The organism is uncultured Mediterranea sp. (assembly GCF_902493215.1).
Classification (GTDB): domain Bacteria; phylum Bacteroidota; class Bacteroidia; order Bacteroidales; family Bacteroidaceae; genus Bacteroides.
The window spans coordinates 76,214-96,623 of record NZ_CABUOL010000005.1 but is presented as its reverse complement, the minus strand read 5'-3'; the positions used below and the strand labels follow the sequence as shown (position 1 = coordinate 96,623).

At 47.9% G+C, this 20,410-nt stretch carries 14 protein-coding genes; 10 read left to right on the top strand and 4 right to left on the bottom strand.

The features are described 5' to 3' along the window. The first annotated feature begins 276 nt into the window (after positions 1-276). The 4 genes from RDO88_RS04690 to RDO88_RS04675 are packed head-to-tail and all read left to right on the top strand — an operon-like array spanning position 277 to position 7,679. Positions 277-3,426 (top strand): fibronectin type III domain-containing protein, encoded by a 3,150-nt coding sequence (locus RDO88_RS04690; RefSeq protein WP_307758278.1) that lies wholly within the window; start codon positions 277-279, stop codon positions 3,424-3,426. Between the two features lie 18 nt (positions 3,427-3,444). Further along, the gene (locus tag RDO88_RS04685) at positions 3,445-4,830 is read left to right on the top strand and encodes a PEGA domain-containing protein (protein WP_307758277.1); all 1,386 of its coding nucleotides are present in this window, start codon (positions 3,445-3,447) and stop codon (positions 4,828-4,830) included. A gap of 20 nt (positions 4,831-4,850) precedes the next feature. Then, on the top strand, positions 4,851-5,846 hold the full coding sequence (locus tag RDO88_RS04680) for a hypothetical protein (RefSeq protein ID WP_307758276.1): 996 nt from the start codon (positions 4,851-4,853) through the stop codon (positions 5,844-5,846). Positions 5,847-5,858: 12 nt separating this feature from the next. Then, complete coding sequence (locus RDO88_RS04675; RefSeq protein WP_307758275.1) at positions 5,859-7,679, top strand: LPP20 family lipoprotein; 1,821 nt, start codon at positions 5,859-5,861, stop codon at positions 7,677-7,679. Between the two features lie 83 nt (positions 7,680-7,762). Here the strand turns inward: RDO88_RS04675 and RDO88_RS04670 are convergent, their stop codons facing one another. The 4 genes from RDO88_RS04670 to fabD form a co-directional block, all read right to left on the bottom strand. Continuing rightward, positions 7,763-8,275, bottom strand: coding sequence for an ECF transporter S component (locus RDO88_RS04670; protein WP_307758274.1), 513 nt, complete (start codon positions 8,273-8,275; stop codon positions 7,763-7,765). Positions 8,276-8,304: 29 nt separating this feature from the next. Beyond that, positions 8,305-9,423: a DUF362 domain-containing protein gene (locus RDO88_RS04665; protein ID WP_307758273.1), complete on the bottom strand. Its 1,119-nt coding sequence runs from the start codon at positions 9,421-9,423 to the stop codon at positions 8,305-8,307. A gap of 393 nt (positions 9,424-9,816) precedes the next feature. Then, entirely contained in the window at positions 9,817-10,968 is a 1,152-nt protein-coding gene (locus RDO88_RS04660) for a beta-propeller fold lactonase family protein (protein WP_307758272.1), read from the bottom strand. An 80-nt stretch (positions 10,969-11,048) separates the two neighbouring features. Further along, positions 11,049-11,936 (bottom strand): ACP S-malonyltransferase, encoded by an 888-nt coding sequence (fabD, locus tag RDO88_RS04655; protein WP_307758271.1) that lies wholly within the window; start codon positions 11,934-11,936, stop codon positions 11,049-11,051. Between the two features lie 419 nt (positions 11,937-12,355). Between fabD and RDO88_RS04650 the strand changes: the two genes are divergently transcribed. From RDO88_RS04650 to RDO88_RS04625, 6 genes are all read left to right on the top strand, one after another. After that, positions 12,356-13,075 carry an NUDIX domain-containing protein gene (locus RDO88_RS04650; RefSeq protein WP_374043899.1) on the top strand — a complete coding sequence of 240 codons (720 nt, stop codon included), beginning with the start codon at positions 12,356-12,358 and terminating at the stop codon, positions 13,073-13,075. A 41-nt stretch (positions 13,076-13,116) separates the two neighbouring features. After that, on the top strand, positions 13,117-13,473 hold the full coding sequence (locus tag RDO88_RS04645; protein ID WP_307758270.1) for a four helix bundle protein: 357 nt from the start codon (positions 13,117-13,119) through the stop codon (positions 13,471-13,473). A 60-nt stretch (positions 13,474-13,533) separates the two neighbouring features. Next, positions 13,534-15,018: an FGGY family carbohydrate kinase gene (locus RDO88_RS04640; protein WP_307758269.1), complete on the top strand. Its 1,485-nt coding sequence runs from the start codon at positions 13,534-13,536 to the stop codon at positions 15,016-15,018. 62 nt (positions 15,019-15,080) lie between these two features. Continuing rightward, the gene (gene xylA / locus RDO88_RS04635; RefSeq protein ID WP_307758268.1) at positions 15,081-16,397 is read left to right on the top strand and encodes a xylose isomerase; all 1,317 of its coding nucleotides are present in this window, start codon (positions 15,081-15,083) and stop codon (positions 16,395-16,397) included. A 124-nt stretch (positions 16,398-16,521) separates the two neighbouring features. Next, complete coding sequence (gene xylE / locus RDO88_RS04630; protein WP_307758267.1) at positions 16,522-18,000, top strand: D-xylose transporter XylE; 1,479 nt, start codon at positions 16,522-16,524, stop codon at positions 17,998-18,000. Between the two features lie 42 nt (positions 18,001-18,042). Further along, entirely contained in the window at positions 18,043-20,403 is a 2,361-nt protein-coding gene (locus tag RDO88_RS04625; RefSeq protein WP_307758266.1) for a glycoside hydrolase family 3 N-terminal domain-containing protein, read from the top strand. The last annotated feature ends 7 nt before the right edge of the window (positions 20,404-20,410 follow it).

The window sequence follows — 20,410 nt, the reverse complement described above, 5'->3', positions numbered from 1 at the left end:
ATTTCTTTTTCCAAAATCCTTATGACAGAATTCCAGAAAGACGGATAAGTAAACCAAATAGGCGTATAAATGTCTTATTTGCGGGTTTAAATGTCTTTTCTTCTATTTATGAATTCGGACAGTATTGCTTTTTTATTGCTTTTTTGCTCGAAATCGTGTGTCTGTGTCTGATTATTTTCTTTCACAAATATTTTTTCTTTATGAAATTCGTCCTAATTTTGCATGCGTTTGTAGAAGGTGTAGCATTCATTAAATAATTTAATATAAAATGTAAAAATGAAAAAACATCGTATGACATGGCTGCTGTGCAGCATGCTGGTTTGGTTTCTTTCGGCTTGTGAGGAAGAAATCTTATGGAATGAAACGGAGTCAATCCACTCAGTTTCTTCTTATCTGAAGACCGGCGACTTGACGGCAATAGGTGGTACAGGCGTTACCATTAAAGGTTCGGTTACCATCGGTGCAGAAATGGGAGAGGTACAAGAATATGGAATTGCATATTCTCAAAACTCCTTGGGTGACGGTTATGGTGAAGGAGATATGGGGGATGCCATTGCAGTAGCCGGAGTGGGGGATAAGAATGACTTTACCGTCAATTTGACAGGTTTGAGTTTCAAAACCACCTACTATTATCGTACATATGTGAAGATGGACGGATGGTATTATTTTGGTAAAGAGAAGAATTTTATCACGTTGCCAGTCGATGTGTCTACGATTATGCCGGCCGACCCCATTGTTACGGAACGGATGAATGAATCCTTTAGAGTAAGCAGTAATCTGGGAATCAGTGGCAGTCTGGATGATTTGAATTGTGAATCTGGTTTCTGTTGGAAGATAGTCAATGTTCCTTTCACTGAACCTGTTTTGGGAGAAGAAGGAACAGAAAATACAACGGTTTATAGACAACCCGAACAGAATAATGCTTTTGAAAGTGATATTTATGCTTCAGAATGGAGAGAGTCGGAAGGAGCAGTCTATGCCGTTCGTTCTTATTTTAAAATAAATGTGGATGATACAGAACAAGTCGTATACAGTAATACAATACTGGTTGCGAAATCTGCAGGGAAACAGGTATCTTCTGTCCTGAAAACTGTAGACGCTACAGAAACGTCGGTAACTTTCCAAGCTGTAGCTACAGGTTTTGATGGGGAAAATATCGTGGAGAAAGGTTTCTGCTATAGTCAGACCAATTCGTCTCCTGTGAATGGTGGGAAGGACATCGTTGTAAAAGACGAGACTTCATCTTTGAAAGAACTAATAACAGCTACCATAAAAGGGCTTGATTCCAATCAATATTATTATGTCCGCGCTTATTGCAAGAGTGAAACGGGTGAGGTGATGTATAGTCCTACTTATATTTATGGAGCTTCTTGGGCAACTGTAACCCTAACTGATCCTATAATTCAAGTGAGCGAGACTGAAACGAAATTTACGGTAAGCAGTAATTTGGAAGATTCTCATAATGTGTTGGATGGCATGTCCTATGAAGTCGGCTTTTGCTGGAAAGAAGTTGGCGCTAACTATTCCGATCCGATTTTAGGCGAGTCAGGAGTTGAATCCAGCAATGTATGGCCGGAATCGTCATCGTTTACCCGAGATGTTTATATCAGTTCCTGGTCTACAAATCTTGATCGTATTTATGCTGTACGTGCTTACTTTAAGGTAACAATTGATGATGAGGAAAAAGTTCTCTATAGTTCAACCGCATTCGCCGTCAAAACAACCGAACCAATACTATCACCTTTGTCTGTAGTTTCGGTAAATGGTGATGCCGTTACTTTCCGTACAATGACTTTCAATTTTGAGAATATGGAGATAACGGAGAAGGGATATTGTTATAGTCAAATTCATTCCAATCCGGTAGTTGATGTTGATTCGAAGGTAAGTGCAACAACAGAAGGTAATGTGATAGAGGCCACTATTACAGGCTTGGATATTTCTGATAATAAGTTCTATCATATCAGGCCTTACTATGTAGTAGGTGGAACAACATATTATGGTGAAACTCAGATTTATGGAACACGTCTTGCTGGAATTTACACATTGGAAGATCTGGTGGCATTCAGATATGCGCGCAAGAATGGTACAGATGTTTCATGGTGGAAGAATGAGAAAAATGAAATCAATCTATATGCAGACATTGATTTGAGTAGCATTGACAATTGGGTACCTATCCGTATGTTGAACAGTGATGAAACATTTAATGGTAATAATCATACGTTGTCCAATTTGAAGGTTGTCGAATATAATGCAGATAGCATTTATGATAGTTCGGTAGGTTTGTTTGGAGTTAATGATGGTATCATTAAAGACCTTCATATTGCTGGTGAAGGTAATATGATTAACCTGGATTTGAATGTAAATGGTTTTAGGATAGGTGGAATTTGTGGTCAGAACAGAGGTACCGTTACGGATTGTTCGTCAAATGTTGCAATTTCGATTAAAACATCTTCTTCTTCAGATGCTTATGTCGGAGGACTGATTGGTTATAATTATAATGGAAAAGTATTGAATGATTCGGTATCATCAAATGTCTCAGTTTCTTCAACAACCAGTACAGCTGGATTGTATGTTGGTGGTTTGGTTGGACGGACCAATGGTGAGTTGACCAATTGTATCTATACTGGTGAAGTGTATGGACAAAGTCTGGAAGCCAATGTCGGTGGAATAGTAGCTAGTGCAGAAAATGGCACAATAATTTCAGATTGCCTCAATAAAGGAAAAGTTGGTAATGGACTGCAATGTAATGTGATTGGTGGTATTGTGGGACAAGCTTCAAGTTTGACTATAAAGCATTGTGTTAATGAAGGTCGGGTTGTAGGACATGCTGATACTCAATATATGGGTGGTATTGTTGGCCATTGCCTAAATAGTTATTACGGAAACAATCTGATAGACCAGTGTGTCAATAGAGGTAATTTGGAAGGAGGAAAAAAATATGTCGGTGGTATTGCTGGTTGGATTCAAGGTGGAGTAACAAACTGTACAAATGAAGTCGCCATTGATGTTCAGGCCGAATATTTGGGGGCAATTTGTGGTTATGTGGGAGAAAATGTAAACCATTTTGTTAATAACTCCAATACCAGTTCAAGCAGTCTTCCATTAATAGGACAGGATAGTCGCCCGCCTTTGGTCGGTGTAGTGACTGTAAGTGAAATTACATCTACAAGTGTTACGCTATCTGCACAAATATTGGATATGGGAGGTGCAGAATGTACCTCTAAGGGTTTCACCTTGTCCACTCAGGAAGGAGCATATGGAGATGAAAAGGAATCTGAAGCTACAGTAGAAGCTGGACAGATAAAACTGACTATAACAGGACTGACGCCAGGTACCCAATATTTTGTGCGTGCTTTTGCTAGAAATGATTATGCCAGGGTGTATTCTGAGGTAGAATCCTTTACTACTGATACAACGGTACAATAAAATTGTAAGAGATTTATTATGAAGAAATTATTTATATTATCCATCTTTATCCTGAGTATGGCGTTTAAATCCGCTGCTCAGGAACCGGCAGTGGCTGATTCTACAGCCATGCCTGCAAACGATTCATTGGCTGTAGCCATTGAGCCGGAAGAAGAAATTTCAGTAACTAAGTTTAGCTGTCTGACCAATGATTTGACGGCACGTGTCATAGCGCCGAAACGCGATCAAAATAATGAGGTTTGTGCCATTATCAAGATTGTGACCAAAGACAAATCGTTGTTTTTTGAACCGGATGCTTTGGGTATCACTGCCCGTGAAGACCAGCCTGGTGAGATTTGGTTGTATGTACCGCGTGGTGCCAAGCGTATTACCATCAAGCACGAACGTTTTGGTATCATTCGCAATTATTTCTATCCAGAACCTATTAATGAGGCTACCGTTTATGAAATGATGCTTTATGTTCCCGAAGATAAAGGCACTCGTGTGGTAGAGCGCGTTGTAGAAAAATTGGCAACAGCTCAGGCATTGATGATGAACTATTCACCTGCTTCAGCGCAAATCTATGTGGATGATACATTACGGTCGGCTCGTAACGGTGCCTATTCTGAAATTTTTCCTGTAGGTGAACATAAGTATCGTGTCTGCCGTAATCATTATGTAGAGGAAAGCGGTACTTTCGAAATTGTACCTGAACATCCTACAGTACTCAATGTTCAGTTACCGGCGGCATATGGCTTTATTCAGGTGAAGACCGACATGCCAGCCGCAAATCTGACTATAAATGGAGAAGATAAGGGATTTACCCCCTATCAGAGTGATACAATACCGTCTGGACAATATGTTCTGCAAGTGACAAAACACAATTTTTATCCTATTCAGGATACTGTCCAATTGATGCCGGCTAAAACGGAGATTCTTGACTATAAGATGAAACGTATTCGTGTGAATACATTTCTTATGCCGCAATTTTGTGCTTCGTTAGATGCGGATCAAATGAGTTATGGCCTTTTCTTGGGTTTCTGTCGTAAATTCGGTGCCTATTTCAATTTTCATACAGATGGAAACTTTGATGATAGCTTTTCAAGTGTTAATCCTGATGATTATATTTACGATGGAGGAACAAAGAAAATCCGTTATGCGGCCTCTATGGGTATAATGGCACGTGTCGTGAAGAAATATTTGTATTTATATGGAGGTGCAGGTTATGGCGTACGTCGTTATGGATGGGATGTGGCTACTAATGATTATGAAACGGTTGCTATTGATAACCATGAAGGCGGCTTGGCCGAACTGGGTCTGATTGGTCGTTATAAGAAGCTGGCTCTTTCGGCTGGTTTCCGCAGTAATTTCAATTTTAACTATCGTGAATTCAGTGTTGGTATTGGCTTGGTTTTTGGTAAATAATTCTATGAAAGGAGAATATGATGAAACGATTATATAATTATCTTGTAATAAATTTATTATTGGTTTTGCTTGTTTCTTGTGGTACAGATCCGGAACCTGAAATATTTCCAAACCGTTCGGTGGGAGAAGTCGAGTCATTCCCAATTTCTGATATGGTTTCAGATCCTAGCCAATGTAAGAGAATCTTCGTATCGGAAGATGAGGTGTATTTTTATTTAAGTACTTATGATGAAAGTATGTCAGAATTGGCTGCTTATGATTTACAGACAGGCACAAAACGCGAAGTATCTCTTAGTGTTGACGGTGATGATGAATTTTATAGTCGTTCTGCTGAATTGCAAATTCTGCTGAGTGGATTGCAGACACGATCGAGTTCTTCACCTGTGAATTCTTGCTGGCTTAATGGAAAAGGATATGTGGTGGGAACTGAATACACTTACATATATTCGAAGGACACCGATGTGTGGAGTTTTGTTCAAAACGATGGTTCTATTGATTATTTCGATCCATATAATGCAAGTAACGCCGTGGCAGTTGGTGATTTAATGGTTCAGATCACTTCCAGTGATATGTATACTCTTTCATTAACTGATTATCGATGGAACAAATTGCCTATGACTCATGATTTTATGTTAAATGGAAAATCTAAATTATATACTGATGGCGAGGCTATTTATGCTTTAGATCGAAAAGAACGGCTTTTGTATGTTTATAACGGTGAATCTAATTTGTGGAAAGAATATATGAGTATTGATAATCAGATTTTTCCGAATGAAACTATTGGAGATATTCTGATAAATGGAGATACTTATTATTTGTTTTTAAATTATTCATTTTATATATTGGAATATAATTTGAAGAACAAATCTTATACGATTATAAATACGGACGCTCTGGCCTCTGATTTTTTCTATGGTGAGTGGGAACAATATTATTTATTTAATGTTGGAAATACTTGTTATGGATTGTTTTTTGATGGTGGTGGAGCACGGTTAATGAAATTCAATTTAAAATAAGGAGAGAATAGCATGAACAAGAAAATAAAAATTCTGTTTGGAGGAATGTTGTTTTCACTCTCTCTCCAGGCACAAACTGTGGAAGAAATCCAACAGAGCGATGAATATCTGTGGGGAACAGGAAATGCTCCGACTTTGCGTCAGGCTGATAATGAAGCTTTGGCTTCGCTGATCAGTCAGATTTCAACGAACGTTTCTTCCCGATATGAGCAGGTTCTCGAAGGGGGAACGGAAAATGGTGAGGTGACTGAAAAAGATAAATTCAAGTCTATCATCAATACCTATTCCCATTCGACGTTGACCAACACCCAACGTATTGTCATTCAGAATGAGCCTGATGCAGCCGTCATGCGCTACATCAAGAAAAGCGAAATACAGCGCATCTTCAATGGCCGAAAAGTGAAACTGCTTGATTTTGCCCAGGAAGCCATGCGGCTGGAGAAAAAGGCACAGGTGGCCGATGCTTTGCGCTATTATTACTGGTCGTTGACTTTGTTGCAGAGTTATCCCGATGGCAATTACCTGACTATGAAGGATGACAAGGGACAGGAACAGTTGCTGGTGAGTTGGATTCCCAAGCAGATGAAAGACATCTTTACCAATATCAACCTGTCTGTGGAGGGAGAACAAGTGGACGGTAACCTGAAAACGGTAACCTTGAAGGTCCTTTATAAAGGGAAGCCTGCCCGCAATTATGATTATTCCTATTTTGACGGGCGCGACTGGTCCAACATCTTTTCTGCCAAAGACGGCTTGGGGGTTGTGGAACTTCCTGCCATTGCCAGCGTGGACGGTTTGTCAGTGAAAACGGAATATATGTTTGAGGGAGAGGCCAACATAGACAGTGAACTTTCTGAAGTGATGGGCAGCGTGACTCCCATTGCTATGCGCGATGCCTATCTGAAGTTGTCTGCCGCTCGTGAAGAACCGGTTGCCCAGCCGGGACAGACTACATTGATGGCTTCCTCGATGCAGGCTAAGGAAACCAATAGTGGAATGAAATTCCTCTCGACGGAAACAGCTGCACCCTACGAACAGACGATGGCCAAGGTGGAGAAGGCGATACGTACGCATAACTTTGACGGAATAGAAAGCTTGTGTACTCCTGAGGGGTATGACATGTTCCAGCGGCTTATCAAGTATGGAAACTGCAAGATTCTTCGTCAGCCCAATCTGAAGTACTTGTCATATAATGGCGAAATCACCTGCCGCAGTATTCCCATGAGCTTCAGTTTCCAAGGGAACCGTCGTACTTTTGTTGAGGATGTAGTCTTCCAGATGACTCCCGAAGGCAAAATTACCAGCTTGTCGTTCGGCTTGAACAAGCCTGCCGTAGACGATATCATGAACCAGACAGCCTGGGGTGATACGGCCCGCCAGGTGCTCATAACTTTCCTTGAAAGCTACAAGACAGCTTATGCCTTGAAGCGTTTGGAGTATATTCGCAGTATATTCTCGGATGATGCCCTTATCATCACAGGTTCGGTTGTCAAGGCTTCCGGGCAAATGGAACGTCAGCCCATCGATGGAAAGGTGGTGAAGTATACCCGGCAGACAAAAGGTGAATATATGAAGAAATTGGAGCACATCTTTGCTGGCAGCGAGTTCATTAATTTACGTTTTGCCGACAATCAGGTACGTAAGTCGGGTGTAGGTGGAGAAATATACGGTATACAGATTAAACAGGATTATTTCTCGTCAAGCTACGGTGATACGGGGTATCTCTTTTTGATGGTGGATCTGAATCATCCGAAGGAACCTGTTATCCATGTCCGTACATGGCAACCGGAAAAAGATCCCAATTTCGGTTTGATTGATTTGAGCTATTTCTGATTATCGGAGACAGCAGTATAAAAAAAAGAACGCGGATTTGTAGACTTCAAATCCGCGTTCTTTTTTGTTGTTCTACCGAACTTTTATCTGTTGGCAATAGCCTTCAGTGCGAAGTATCCGCCCAGCCACTGGAGCAGCATGCCGGGTACGCCCATACGGAAATCCTGTACGGCGAGGTAGAAATTGCCGCAAAGCATCCATTCAAATGCTGTCCCGATAATCTGGTAGGACAATACGGCAATCAGCAGGCCTCCCAGCGTCACTTTGTCTTTGGCATAGCGGGCGATGGCTGAGGCAGCGATGGCTAGAAGTCCCGATTTGATAAGAATAGCGGGCAGGACGGCTGCGGCAGGCATACCAAACAGCAGGTGGTTGACAATCGGCGAAAGAAGCGCTGTCAACAGGCCAACGCGGATGCCGAACTTATAGGCGGCTATCAGCGTGAAGAAGTAGATGGGCAGCAGTGTGGGGCCTCCCATCGGAATGAGGTGGCACAGCTGCGGTAAAATGATATTGCCTGCTACGAACAGCAAGGCAAACAGGTAAGTCTTTACGTTGGCGAACGAAAGCGAATAAAGTTTTGCAGATGTATTCATAATCATTGCTTTGTGTTTCTTCTTATGGGTTATACAATTAATTCATAATTACGGGTACCTACGCCGATTTCTTCCGCATGTTGCAGTCCGGCCTGCCAGTTGGTGTTGGGGTGGATGAGGTGGAACTTGTCGCAGCCGCAGAGGTCGTCGTGCTCGTGCTTGTTGCCCAGCACGTTGTTGCCGTGGAGCACGGGCGTCTGGTTCACCAGGTCGGCGCAGGCCTGGTCGAGGGCTACGGGGTCGGTGGAGGCCAGGATACCCAGGTCGGGGATGATGGCGGCATCGTTGTGGTTCCAGCAGTCGCACTCGGGCGACACGTTCATCACGAAGCTGACGTGGAAGTGAGGCTTGTCCTTCAGCACGGCCTTGGTGTATTCGGCTATCTTGTAGTTCATGTTCTCCGACGTGTCCCAGCTGCCTACGACGGCACCGTCGTGCTGGCACAGGGCCACACACTGGCCGCAGCCCACGCACTTCGCATAGTCAATCTCGGCCTTGCGGTCGGCATTCAGGTGGACGGCATCGTGGGCACAGTGCTTTACGCAGATGTTGCAGCCGATGCAGTTTTCCGTATCAATCTTCGGTTGGGCCGAGGCGTGCAGTTCCAGTTTGCCCGGAACGGCTGCGGCTCCCATGCCCAGGTTCTTCAGCGCACCGCCGAAGCCGGCCTGTTCGTGTCCCTTGAAGTGGGTCATGCTGATGACGATGTCCGCGTCGGCAATGGCTGTACCGATTTTGGGCGCGGGACAATATTTGCCGTCAATGGGTATTTCGCGGTAGTCGGTTCCTTTCAGTCCGTCGGCAATGATGACCTGGCATTGGGCGGAGATGGGGTTGAATCCGTTCTCCATCGCACTCTCCAGATGGTCCACGGCGTTGGCGCGTCGGCCGGAGTAGAGGGTGTTGCAGTCGGTCAGAAACGGTTTGGCTCCGTAGCTACGCAGCAGGTTGGCCATGCGTGCCGCATAGTTGGGGCGGATGTAGGCCAGGTTGCCCGGCTCGCCGAAGTGTATCTTGATGGCCACAAAACTGTCTTTCAAGGGCAGTTGGGCAATGCCGGCCTTCTTCACCAGACGTTCCATCTTGTCGAGCAGGTTGGAAGTGGGCGAAGTACGCAGGTCAGAGAAATAAACTTTTGCTTTTTCCATGTCGTTTTACCTATTTGTGATGATATGTAGCGCAAATGTAGCTGAAAATATCCATATATATAGGTATTTGTTTCTAAAAAAAGCAGCAACGGGCTTTTCTTCTGTAATTCTGGTAGGCGGAGCGGTAAATGGGGTATAATGGTGTTTACCGGTAGAGAGGATGAGGCAGAAGATGGATGTGTAGTAGTTTTATTTTACAAGAAGGAGGCTCTTCCCGAAGCGCTCGTTTTTTCTCGGAATAAACGAGTTTCAACCCTACGAGGCCTATGTTTGAAACATAAGGGGGGAATGTTTGAAACATAAGCCCCCCATGTTTGAAACATTCCCCAAGACGCTCCTGAAAGTTGTTGCGGCGGCGTTTGGGAAATGTTTCTTGAAATAAGTTATTTAATTTTACATCTTGACGAACTTCAAGCAGACAGGCTTCGTGGTTTTGATGGTCTGGCCGGTGTCGGTCAGCAGGCCGGTCGAAGCGTCGCGGGCGAACACTTGGATTTCGTTGGTGTCGCGGCAGGCTACGAGCAGATACTTGCCGTTGGGCGTCAGGATGAAATTGCGCGGGTGGATACCTGTGGGCTGGTAGCCGGCTTTGGTCAGCGTGCCGTCTTCGGCGTTGATGTGGAAAATGGCCAGCCCGTCGCCTTTCAGGCGGTTGGAGGCATAGAGGTGGCGGCCGTCAGGCGAAAGGTGGATGTCGGCACTTCCGCGGGCGTCCAGCGTATCGGCCTGGATGGTCTGCATCAGTGTCAGGCTGTCACCGTTATAGGTAAAAGCCATTACTTCGCCGGAAAGCTCTGTTATCAGGTAAGCAAACCGTCCGTCGGCGGAAAACTCCGTGTGGCGTGGGCCGGAACCGGGAGCCAGAAGGATGTCCGAAGCGCGGCTCTCGTCTACCAACGGCGTGTCGCTGCCTTTCTGCCGGTTGTTCAGCGGAAAGCGGTGGATGCGGTCGGTACCCAGGTCGTTGGCCAGCAGATACTTATTGTCGGGAGTGAAATAGACAAAATGCAGATGCGGTTGGGCCTGGCGTTCCTTGTCAGCACCATGACCGTCGAAACCGATGGTCTTCCCGGATTTCAGGCGGCCTTCCGCATCGAGCGGGAAGAGGGTGATGTTGCTGCCGTTATAGTTGGCTGTCACGATGCAGTCTTCTTCAGGGCTCAGTGCGATGTGGCAGGGGGCGGCTCCTTGCGTAGGCTGGGAATTGACGAGGGTCAGCGTGCCGGTGGCGCCATCGAAGGCCAGTGCGTTGGCGCAGGCCGTCCTTCCGTCGTCTTCGCCCACGCTGTACACACGTTTACCGTCTTTTGAGATGGTCTGGTAGGAGGGATTGGAGATTCCTTTCACTCCGCTTACGTATTGTCCTTGGCCGGTCTCCTGATTGAATTTATAGACTTTGATGCCTTCCTGGTCGGCAGGGCCGTAGCTTCCCACCAGCATGTAGAGGGTATCAGTTTCGGTGGCAGGTGATACCGGTTGTTTTTTGCCTGTGCAGGCTGTCAGAATGGCGGCGCCGGCACAACATAGAATCAGTTTCTTGTTCATAGGTTGATAAAGGGATAAAAAAAGGCTGCGTCGTTCCGGAAAAGATGCAGCCTTTTGTGTGTTATCGGATAGTTTTAGGATTATGCGATACCGTGGGCATTGACTGTGCTGTCAATCTTCTTGATCAAGCCCTGCAGTACGGCGCCGGGTCCGCATTCAGTGAATTCAGTAGCACCGTCGGCAATCATGTTCTTTACAGACTGTGTCCAGCGTACGGAAGCCGTGAGCTGTGCCACGAGGTTCTTCTTGATTTCTGCCGGGTCGGTGTGGGGCAGGGCATCCACGTTCTGGTAAACGGGGCACTTCGGTGTGTGGAAGTTGGTGGCGTTGATGGCAGCTTCCAGTTCCACCTTGGCAGGATCCATCAGCGGAGAGTGGAAAGCACCGCCTACCTTCAGCGGCAGGGCACGCTTGGCGCCGGCAGCCTTCATCAGTTCGCAAGCCTTGTTGATGCCTTCGATGGAGCCGGAGATAACGATCTGTCCCGGGCAGTTGAAGTTGGCAGCTACGCAAACTTCGCCTTCCTTGCTTACCTGTTCGCAGATTTCCTCAACCTTCTCGTCCGGCAGGGCGATGATGGCAGCCATGGTAGAGGGCTGAGCCTCGCAGGCTTTCTGCATGGCCATGGCACGTGCATACACCAGCTTCAGACCGTCTTCAAAACTCAGGGCACCGGCAGCAACCAGGGCCGAGAATTCGCCGAGCGAGTGACCGGCAGTCATTTCGGGCTTGAAGTCGTCGCCCATGCAGAGAGCGGAAATAACGGAGTGGAGGAATACGGCAGGCTGTGTCACCTTGGTCTGACGGAGGTCTTCGTCCGTGCCGTTGAACATGATATCAGTAATGCGATATCCGAGGATATCATTGGCTTTTTCAAACAATTCTTTGGCCAGAGCCGAGTTCTCGTACAGGTCTTTGCCCATTCCTACGAATTGGGCGCCTTGGCCCGGAAATACAAATGCTTTCATCTTTCTAAATTATTTGGTTTTATAAAAATAAGCTTTTGTTTCTGAAAAGCGCTGCAAAGGTAGGTCTTTTTCTGCGAATCACCACACAAATTCAGTCTTTTTGTGCAATCGCAGTCGCATTTCTTGACGTGAGAATACAATAAGGTGGAACTTTGCTGCTTTCTGTTTATCTGCGGAAACGGTTGATAATGGACGCATTGGGGCTTATTGTATACTGTACGGTAAGCCGTATCCTGATTCCGTCTCCGTACATATTGTATTGCGGATGATAAGCCGTGTTTTGTATATTGTATAATATATGATATGTATTTTGTTGGTAAATAGAGTGTTATGATATGCTTAAAAACATATTATATATATTTTCTATTTTGATAAACATGTCTATATTTGCATCGCTAAACAGAAATATGATGAACGCTATGGATTATACAATGCCTCTTGCCAACAATCACATCTCGGTGGATTGTGTGGTATTCGGTTTCGACGGCGAACAGCTGAAGGTGCTGCTTGTGAAGCGGGTAGGGGAGGAAAGCGGGGAAGTTTTTCACGACATGAAACTGCCCGGCAGCCTGATTTACCAGGATGAAGACCTGGACGGAGCTGCCAAACGTGTGCTGAACGAGCTGACGGGACTGAAGTCGGTGAACCTGACACAGTTCAAGGCTTTCGGTTCCAAAGACCGTACGAAAAATCCTAAAGATGTACACTGGCTGGAGCGGGCTATCCAGTCGAAGGTGGACCGCATCGTGACCATCGCTTACCTGTCGTTGGTGAAGATAGACCGTGCCCTCTGCAAGAATCTGGACGACTATCAGGCCTGCTGGGTGGCCCTGCCGGAGGTGAAGGACCTGGCTTTCGACCACAACCTGATTATCCGCGAGGCACTGACTTTCATCCGCCAGTACATCGAGTTCAATCCCTCGATGCTGTTCGACCTGTTGCCCCGCAAGTTTACCGCCCTGCAACTGCGCCGCCTCTACGAACTGGTCTACAACAAGACCATTGATGTGCGTAACTTCCACAAGAAGATAGCGATGATGGACTACGTGGTACCACTGGAAGAGAAGCAACAGGGCGTGGCACACCGTGCGGCACGCTATTACCGATTCGACAAGAAAATCTATAATAAAAGACGATAGAAAATAATGAACAATGTACAATGTACAATGAATAATTGGGGATGAAAACGGATAATGTAGTAAAAGATAAGTCGATGGCTTTTTCGCTTCGGGTGATAAAGGCGTCCCGTTTCCTGACAGAAGAACGGAATGAACATATCCTTTCCAAACAGTTGTTGCGGAGCGGGACAGCTATCGGGGCCTTAATCCGTGAGGCGGAATTTGCCGAAAGCAAGAAGGATTTTGTGCATAAGTTGACTATAGCTTTGAAGGAAGCAAATGAAACGGAATATTGGCTGATATTATTAAAGGAGTCCGATTATATTTCTTCCGAGTCTTTCGATTCTATCATTAAGGATTGTCGTGAACTTATGAAGTTGTTGATAAGCATCATCAAGTCTTCCAAACAACGTGAATGATAACAACCGTCCCGAGTTTTCATTGTTAATTGTAAATTATTAATTATTAATTGATTGTGTATGTTTTTATTAGGTTATGACATAGGAAGCTCGTCCGTCAAGGCGAGCCTGGTAGATGCTGCGAGCGGCAAGTGTGTGGCCTCGGCCTTCTATCCGAAGACGGAGGCACCCATTCTGGCTGTAAAGCAGGGATGGGCCGAACAAGATCCCGAAAGCTGGTGGACAAACCTGAAACTGTCTACGCAGGCTGTGTTGCATGAATCCGGTGCCGCCGGCAGGGATATCAAGGCCATCGGCATCTCCTATCAGATGCACGGGCTGGTGTGTGTGGACCGTGAACAACGGGTATTGAGGCCGTCCATCATCTGGTGCGACTCGCGCGCCGTGCCCTACGGACAGCGGGCCTTCGAAACTTTGGGGCAGGAAAGGTGCCTGACGCATCTGCTCAACTCGCCGGGCAACTTTACCGCTGCCAAGCTGGCATGGGTCAAGGAAAACGAACCGCAGGTGTATGAACAGATAGATAAGGTAATGCTTCCCGGCGACTACATCGCCATGCGTCTGACGGGCGAGGTGTGTACCACCATCTCCGGCCTGTCTGAAGGTATGTTCTGGGACTTCCGTCGCGGCTGTGTGGCCGATTTCCTGATGGACTACTACGGCTTCGACCACTCGCTGATAGCCGATATCCGGCCCACCTTTGCCGAGCAGGGACGGGTGAAGGCCGACGTAGCCCGTGAACTGGGCCTGGCCGAGGGTACCCCCGTCACCTACCGTGCGGGCGACCAGCCGAACAATGCCCTTTCGCTCAACGTCTTCAATCCTGGCGAGATAGCCTCAACGGCAGGTACGAGCGGCGTGGTCTATGGCGTGAACGGCGAGGTGAACTACGACCCGCGCAGCCGTGTCAACACCTTTGCGCACGTCAATCACACGGCCGACCAGACCCGTCTGGGCGTGCTCCTCTGCATCAACGGTACGGGTATCCTCAACTCGTGGGTGAAGCGCAACGTGGCTCCCGAAGGCATTTCATACGCCGAACTGAACGACTTGGCTGCCCAAGTGCCCATAGGTAGTGCTGGCGTCAGCATCCTGCCTTTCGGCAACGGTGCCGAGCGTATGCTGGAGAACCGTGAGACGGGCTGCTCCGTCTGCGGACTGAACTTCAACCTGCACGATCGCCGCCACGTGGCCCGCGCTGCACAGGAAGGCATCGTTTTCGCCTTCAAGTATGGCATCGACATCATGGAGCAGATGGGCATCCCCGTACAGAAGATACACGCCGGACGCGCCAACATGTTCCTCAGTCCTGTCTTCCGCGACACGCTGGCCGGTGTGACGGGCGCCACCATCGAGCTCTACGACACAGACGGTTCCGTAGGTGCTGCCAAGGGAGCGGGTATCGGTGCAGGTATCTATCGCGACAATGTCGAAGCCTTTGCCACGCTGGAGCGTCTGGCCGTCATCGAGCCGGACGACACGCGGCGCGAAGAATATCTCGAGGCTTATGCCCGCTGGAAACAGTTATTGGAGAAAATGATTTGACTTGGAAATAAATAATAATTATAGAAATCGAGGCCTTGGCCTCACAAAACATCAGAAAGATTATGGCAACAAAAGAGTATTTTCCTGGTATAGGAAAGATTAAGTTTGAAGGTAAAGAGAGTAAGAATCCCATGGCGTTCCGCTATTACGACGCCGACAAGGTTATCATGGGCAAGAAAATGAGCGAATGGCTGAAGTTCGCCATGGCCTGGTGGCACACGCTGTGCGCCGAAGGCAGCGACCAGTTTGGTGGCGGTACGAAGACTTTCCCGTGGAACGACTCGGCCAATCCCGTGGAGGCTGCCAAGCACAAGGTGGACGCGGGCTTTGAGTTCATGCAGAAGATGGGTATCGAGTACTATTGCTTCCACGACGTGGACCTCTGTGCCGAGGCCGACACCATCGAGGAATATGAAGCCAATCTGAAGGAAATCGTAGCCTACCTGAAGCAGAAACAGCAGGAGACGGGTATCAAATTGCTGTGGGGTACGGCCAATGTCTTCGGCCACAAGCGCTACATGAACGGCGCCGCCACGAACCCCGATTTCGATGTAGTAGCTCGTGCCGCCGTACAGATCAAGAATGCCATCGACGCCACCATCGAGCTGGGCGGATCGAACTACGTCTTCTGGGGCGGCCGCGAGGGCTACATGAGCCTGCTCAATACTGATCAGAAACGTGAGAAGGAACACCTGGCCACGATGCTGCGCATGGCCCGCGACTATGCCCGCGCCCACGGTTTCAAGGGTACCTTCCTTGTGGAGCCGAAGCCTATGGAACCCACCAAGCACCAGTATGACGTGGACACGGAGACCGTCATCGGCTTCCTGAAGGCACACGGGCTGGACAAGGATTTCAAAGTGAACATCGAGGTGAACCACGCTACCCTGGCCGGGCATACCTTCGAACACGAACTGGCTGTGGCTGTGGACAACGGTATGTTGGGTTCTATCGACGCCAACCGTGGCGACTATCAGAACGGATGGGATACCGACCAGTTCCCCATTGACAACTTTGAGCTCATCCAGGCCATGATGCAGATTATCCGCGGTGGCGGCTTCAAGGACGGCGGTACGAACTTCGATGCCAAGACGCGCCGCAACTCCACCGACCTGGAGGACATCTTCATCGCCCACATTGCCGGCATGGACGCCATGGCCCGTGCGCTGGAGAGCGCTGCTAAGCTTCTTGAGGAGTCGCCCTACAAGCAGATGCTGACCCAGCGTTATGCCTCTTTCGACAGCGGCCTTGGCAAGGACTTCGAAGACGGCAAGCTGACGTTGGAAGACGTTGTGGCTTACGCCAAGAAGAATGGTGAACCGAAACAGACCAGCGGCAAGCAGGAACTGTATGAGGCCATTGTGAATATGTACGCTTAATAATTAATGAGGAATGAAGAACGAAGGATGAAGAATTTCAGCTATGTGTGAGGCTGATGTGTATGATTCTCGCGCACAGGTTGATTCTTCATTCTTCATTCATCATTTTTAATTTCCTAATATCATGACAAACCAAACAGAAAACGGTAGCAAAGGCTACCTATTCTCCATTGTGATGGTGGCTGTGCTGGGAGGGCTGCTCTTCGGTTACGATACCGCCGTTATTTCGGGGGCCGACAAGGGGCTTCAGGCCTTCTTCATGAGTGCGCCCGACTTTATATATACTGATACGTGGCATGGCATTACGTCGTCGAGTGCCCTTATCGGTTGTATCATCGGTAGTGCCATTTCGGGACTTTGTGCTTCCCGTCTGGGGCGTAAGAAATCGCTCTTCCTGGCCGGTGTCCTGTTTTTCCTTTCGGCTTTGGGATCCTATTATCCCGAGTTTCTGTTTTTCAACTATGGTGAGCCGAGCTATTCGCTGCTCCTTGCTTTCAATTTCTACCGTGTGTTGGGCGGTGTGGGTGTCGGATTGGCGTCGGCCATCTGTCCCATGTACATTGCCGAGATTGCACCGAGCAACATCCGTGGTACGTTGGTGTCGTGGAACCAGTTTGCCATCATCTTCGGCCAGCTTGTGGTTTACTTCGTCAATTTCCTCATCTTGGGCGACAACATCAACCCCGTCATCCGTGCGGTGGAGGGCGTGAACCAGATACTGAATCCTGATGCGGCCGCCTGGACTATCGAAACAGGTTGGCGACTGATGTTCGTCAGTGAGGCTGTGCCGGCCGGATTGTTTACCCTGCTGGTGCTGCTTGTTCCCGAAACGCCGCGCTATCTGGCACTCTGCGGACGCGACGACAAGGCGTTGGCTGTCTTGGGCCGTATCAACGGTACTTCACAGGCACGTGCTATTCTGGCTGACATCAAAGCTACGGCACACGAGAAAACCGAGCGCCTCTTCACTTATGGTTGGCTGGTCATCTTTATCGGCATCATGCTGAGCGTATTCCAGCAGGCGGTGGGTATCAATGCTGTGCTCTACTTCGCTCCGCGTATTTTCGAGAGCATGGGTATGGGCAATCCGATGATGCAGACTGTCATTATGGGTATCATCAACATTCTCTTTACGTTGCTGGCCGTGTTCACCGTGGAGCGTTGGGGACGCAAGCCGCTACTCATTTCGGGCTCGATAGGTATGGCTGTCGGAGCCTTTGGCGTGGCGTTGTGTAACGTGGTGACCGGTCTTCCTGCTCTGGTTTCCGTAGTGAGCATCATGGTCTATAGTGCATCGTTCATGTTCAGCTGGGGTCCCATCTGCTGGGTACTGATAGCCGAGATATTCCCCAATACCATCCGTGGTGCAGCTGTAGCAGTTGCTGTAGCATTCCAATGGATCTTCAATTTTATTGTGTCATCGACTTTCGTACCGATGTACAACATGCAGTTGGGTGAGATGGGCGACAAGTTCGGCCACATGTTCGCCTACGCTCTTTATGGCGTCATCTGTGTGGTAGCAGCTGTCTTTGTGTGGAAGCTCGTACCCGAGACCAAGGGTAAGACACTGGAGGATATGACGCGGCTTTGGAAGAAGAAATGAAATCAGTCAGTAATCCAATAGAATATTATATAGGAGTGAAATATGGGGAAGATAGATAACCTTTGGGGGGTGACATTGGTCATGTGCCTGTCGGCTGTATCATTCTCAGGTATGACGAAGGCTCAGGAGCTGTTACCCTATAAAAATCCTTCCTTGCCGGTGGAAGAAAGAGTACAGGACTTGCTTCAGCGGATGACGTTGGAAGAAAAAGTGGACCAGCTGAATATGAAGAGCCTGAATGCTTTGCGAATGGACGAAAAGGGTGCTGTGACTGACAGTTCTTTGATAAAACTGTTTCAAGGCCGGAGTATTGGTTGCCTGGAGAGTCCTTTTGTGGAACATAGTAAGGTGGCCTTATATTCGGAAGCGGCTGACCATTATCTGCGAACACAAACCCGTTTGGGAATTCCGGCCATCCAGATAGCAGAATGTCTGCATGGCCAGATGGCTTTGGGAACTACCATTTTCCCACAGGCAATCGGTTTGGGTTCTACCTGGAATCCGGATCTGGTTCGGCAGATGGCGGCCGTCATTGCCGAAGAGGCTTCTTTGTCTGGTGTCGATCAGGCACTTTCTCCGTTGTTCGATTTGGCCCGTGATCCCCGTTACGGGCGCGTGGAGGAATGCTATGGCGAAGACCCGTGTCTTGTGAAGGAAATGGGAGTGGCTTTTGTTACCGGTATGCAGGGGGAAGCCCGTCATACCCGTCGCGGAATAGAACCCGGCAAATTGGCTTGTACCGCCAAACATTTTGTAGCCTATTCTGTACCTGAAGCAGGTATCAATCTGGCTCCTTCTTTGGTGGGTGAGCGTAATCTGCGGGAATTGCATTTTGTTCCTTTCAAGGCAGCAGTACAAGAAGCCAATGTCTATAGTCTGATGCCTGGCTATCATGAAGTGGACGGAATACCCGTACATGCCAACCGCTGGTTACTGACGGATGTACTGAGGAAAGAGTGGGGCTTTGATGGATATGTATTTTCTGATTACGGTGCCATTGGGATGTTGGACAGATTCCATTATACTGCCCACGATAAAGCCGAGTCGGCCGTGCAGGCTTTGACGGCCGGCGTCGATTTGGAGGCTCCGGGCAGCTACGCCTTTAGCGAACTGCCTGCATTGGTGAAAGAGGGGAGAATCCCGGAGAACTTGGTCGACTCTGCAGTAGCTCGTGTCTTGCGGATCAAGTTCAAACTGGGCTTGTTTGAACGTCCCTTCCGCTATTCGGCTGCGAAGGCGAAAAAGGTTGTGCATTGCCGGGAACATATTGATTTGGCCCAACGGATTGCAGAAGAATCGGTTGTCTTGTTGAAGAATGATAACCAGACGCTTCCGTTGGCAAAGAAAGGCCTGAAGCGTCTTGCCGTTATCGGGCCGAATGCAGATAAAGTACAGTTTGGCGATTATAGCATCACGAAAAACAATGATTATGGCGTTACGGTGCTCGAGGGTATCCGGAACTACGTCGGGAAAGACGTTGAGGTGAACTATGCGGAAGGTTGTGGAATCACTTCGCTTTCGAGAAGCGGTTTCGAAGAAGCGGCCCAGCTGGCACAGGAAAGTGATGTGGTGATCTTGGTACTGGGAGGTACCAGTGTCATTTATTCGGGCATCGGCTGGGGAGACGCAAATTCACGGGAGACGAATACGTGTGGGGAAGGATACGACAGAAATGAACTGAATTTTCCCGGCGTGCAGGCCGAATTGCTGGATGTGGTAGCCAAACAGGCGAAAAAACTGATTCTGGTCATGTTGAACGGACGTCCATATACCATACCCGAAGAAGTGAAAAAGGTGGATGCGGTTCTGGAAGCCTGGTATCCGGGTGAGAAAGGAGGCGATGCCATCAGCAGGATTCTGTTTGGAGACGTCAATCCGTCAGGGCGTTTGTCTGTAACCTTTCCGCCTACAACGGGGCATATTTCGATGTACGCCAATCATAAACCGTCGGGGAAAGGTTACTACAGACAGCGTGGCACGCCTGAAAAGCCTGGACGTGACTACGTCTTTTCCTCGCCGGACCCTTTGTTCTGCCTGGGATATGGATTGAGCTACACAACCTTCGGGTATAGCAACTTGTCTATTGACAATCAGTTGCCCGAGGGGGAAGTGTCGGTACGTTGCCGGGTAAAGAATACCGGCTCGCGCGAGGGTGCCGAGGTTGTCCAGCTGTATATCCGAGATAAAGTAAGCAGTGTCACTACGCCTGTAAAAGCCTTGAAAGCTTTCCATAAGATTTTCCTGAAACCGGGAGAGGAAGAGGAGGTCTCTTTTACACTCACGGCAGACGACCTGAAACTTTGGAACCGGGATATGGAATTTGTATTGGAGCCGGGCGAGTTTGAGGTTTACATTGGAGCTTCGGTTGAAGATATTCGTCTGAAAGGTACTTTCTCATATTAGTAAATGT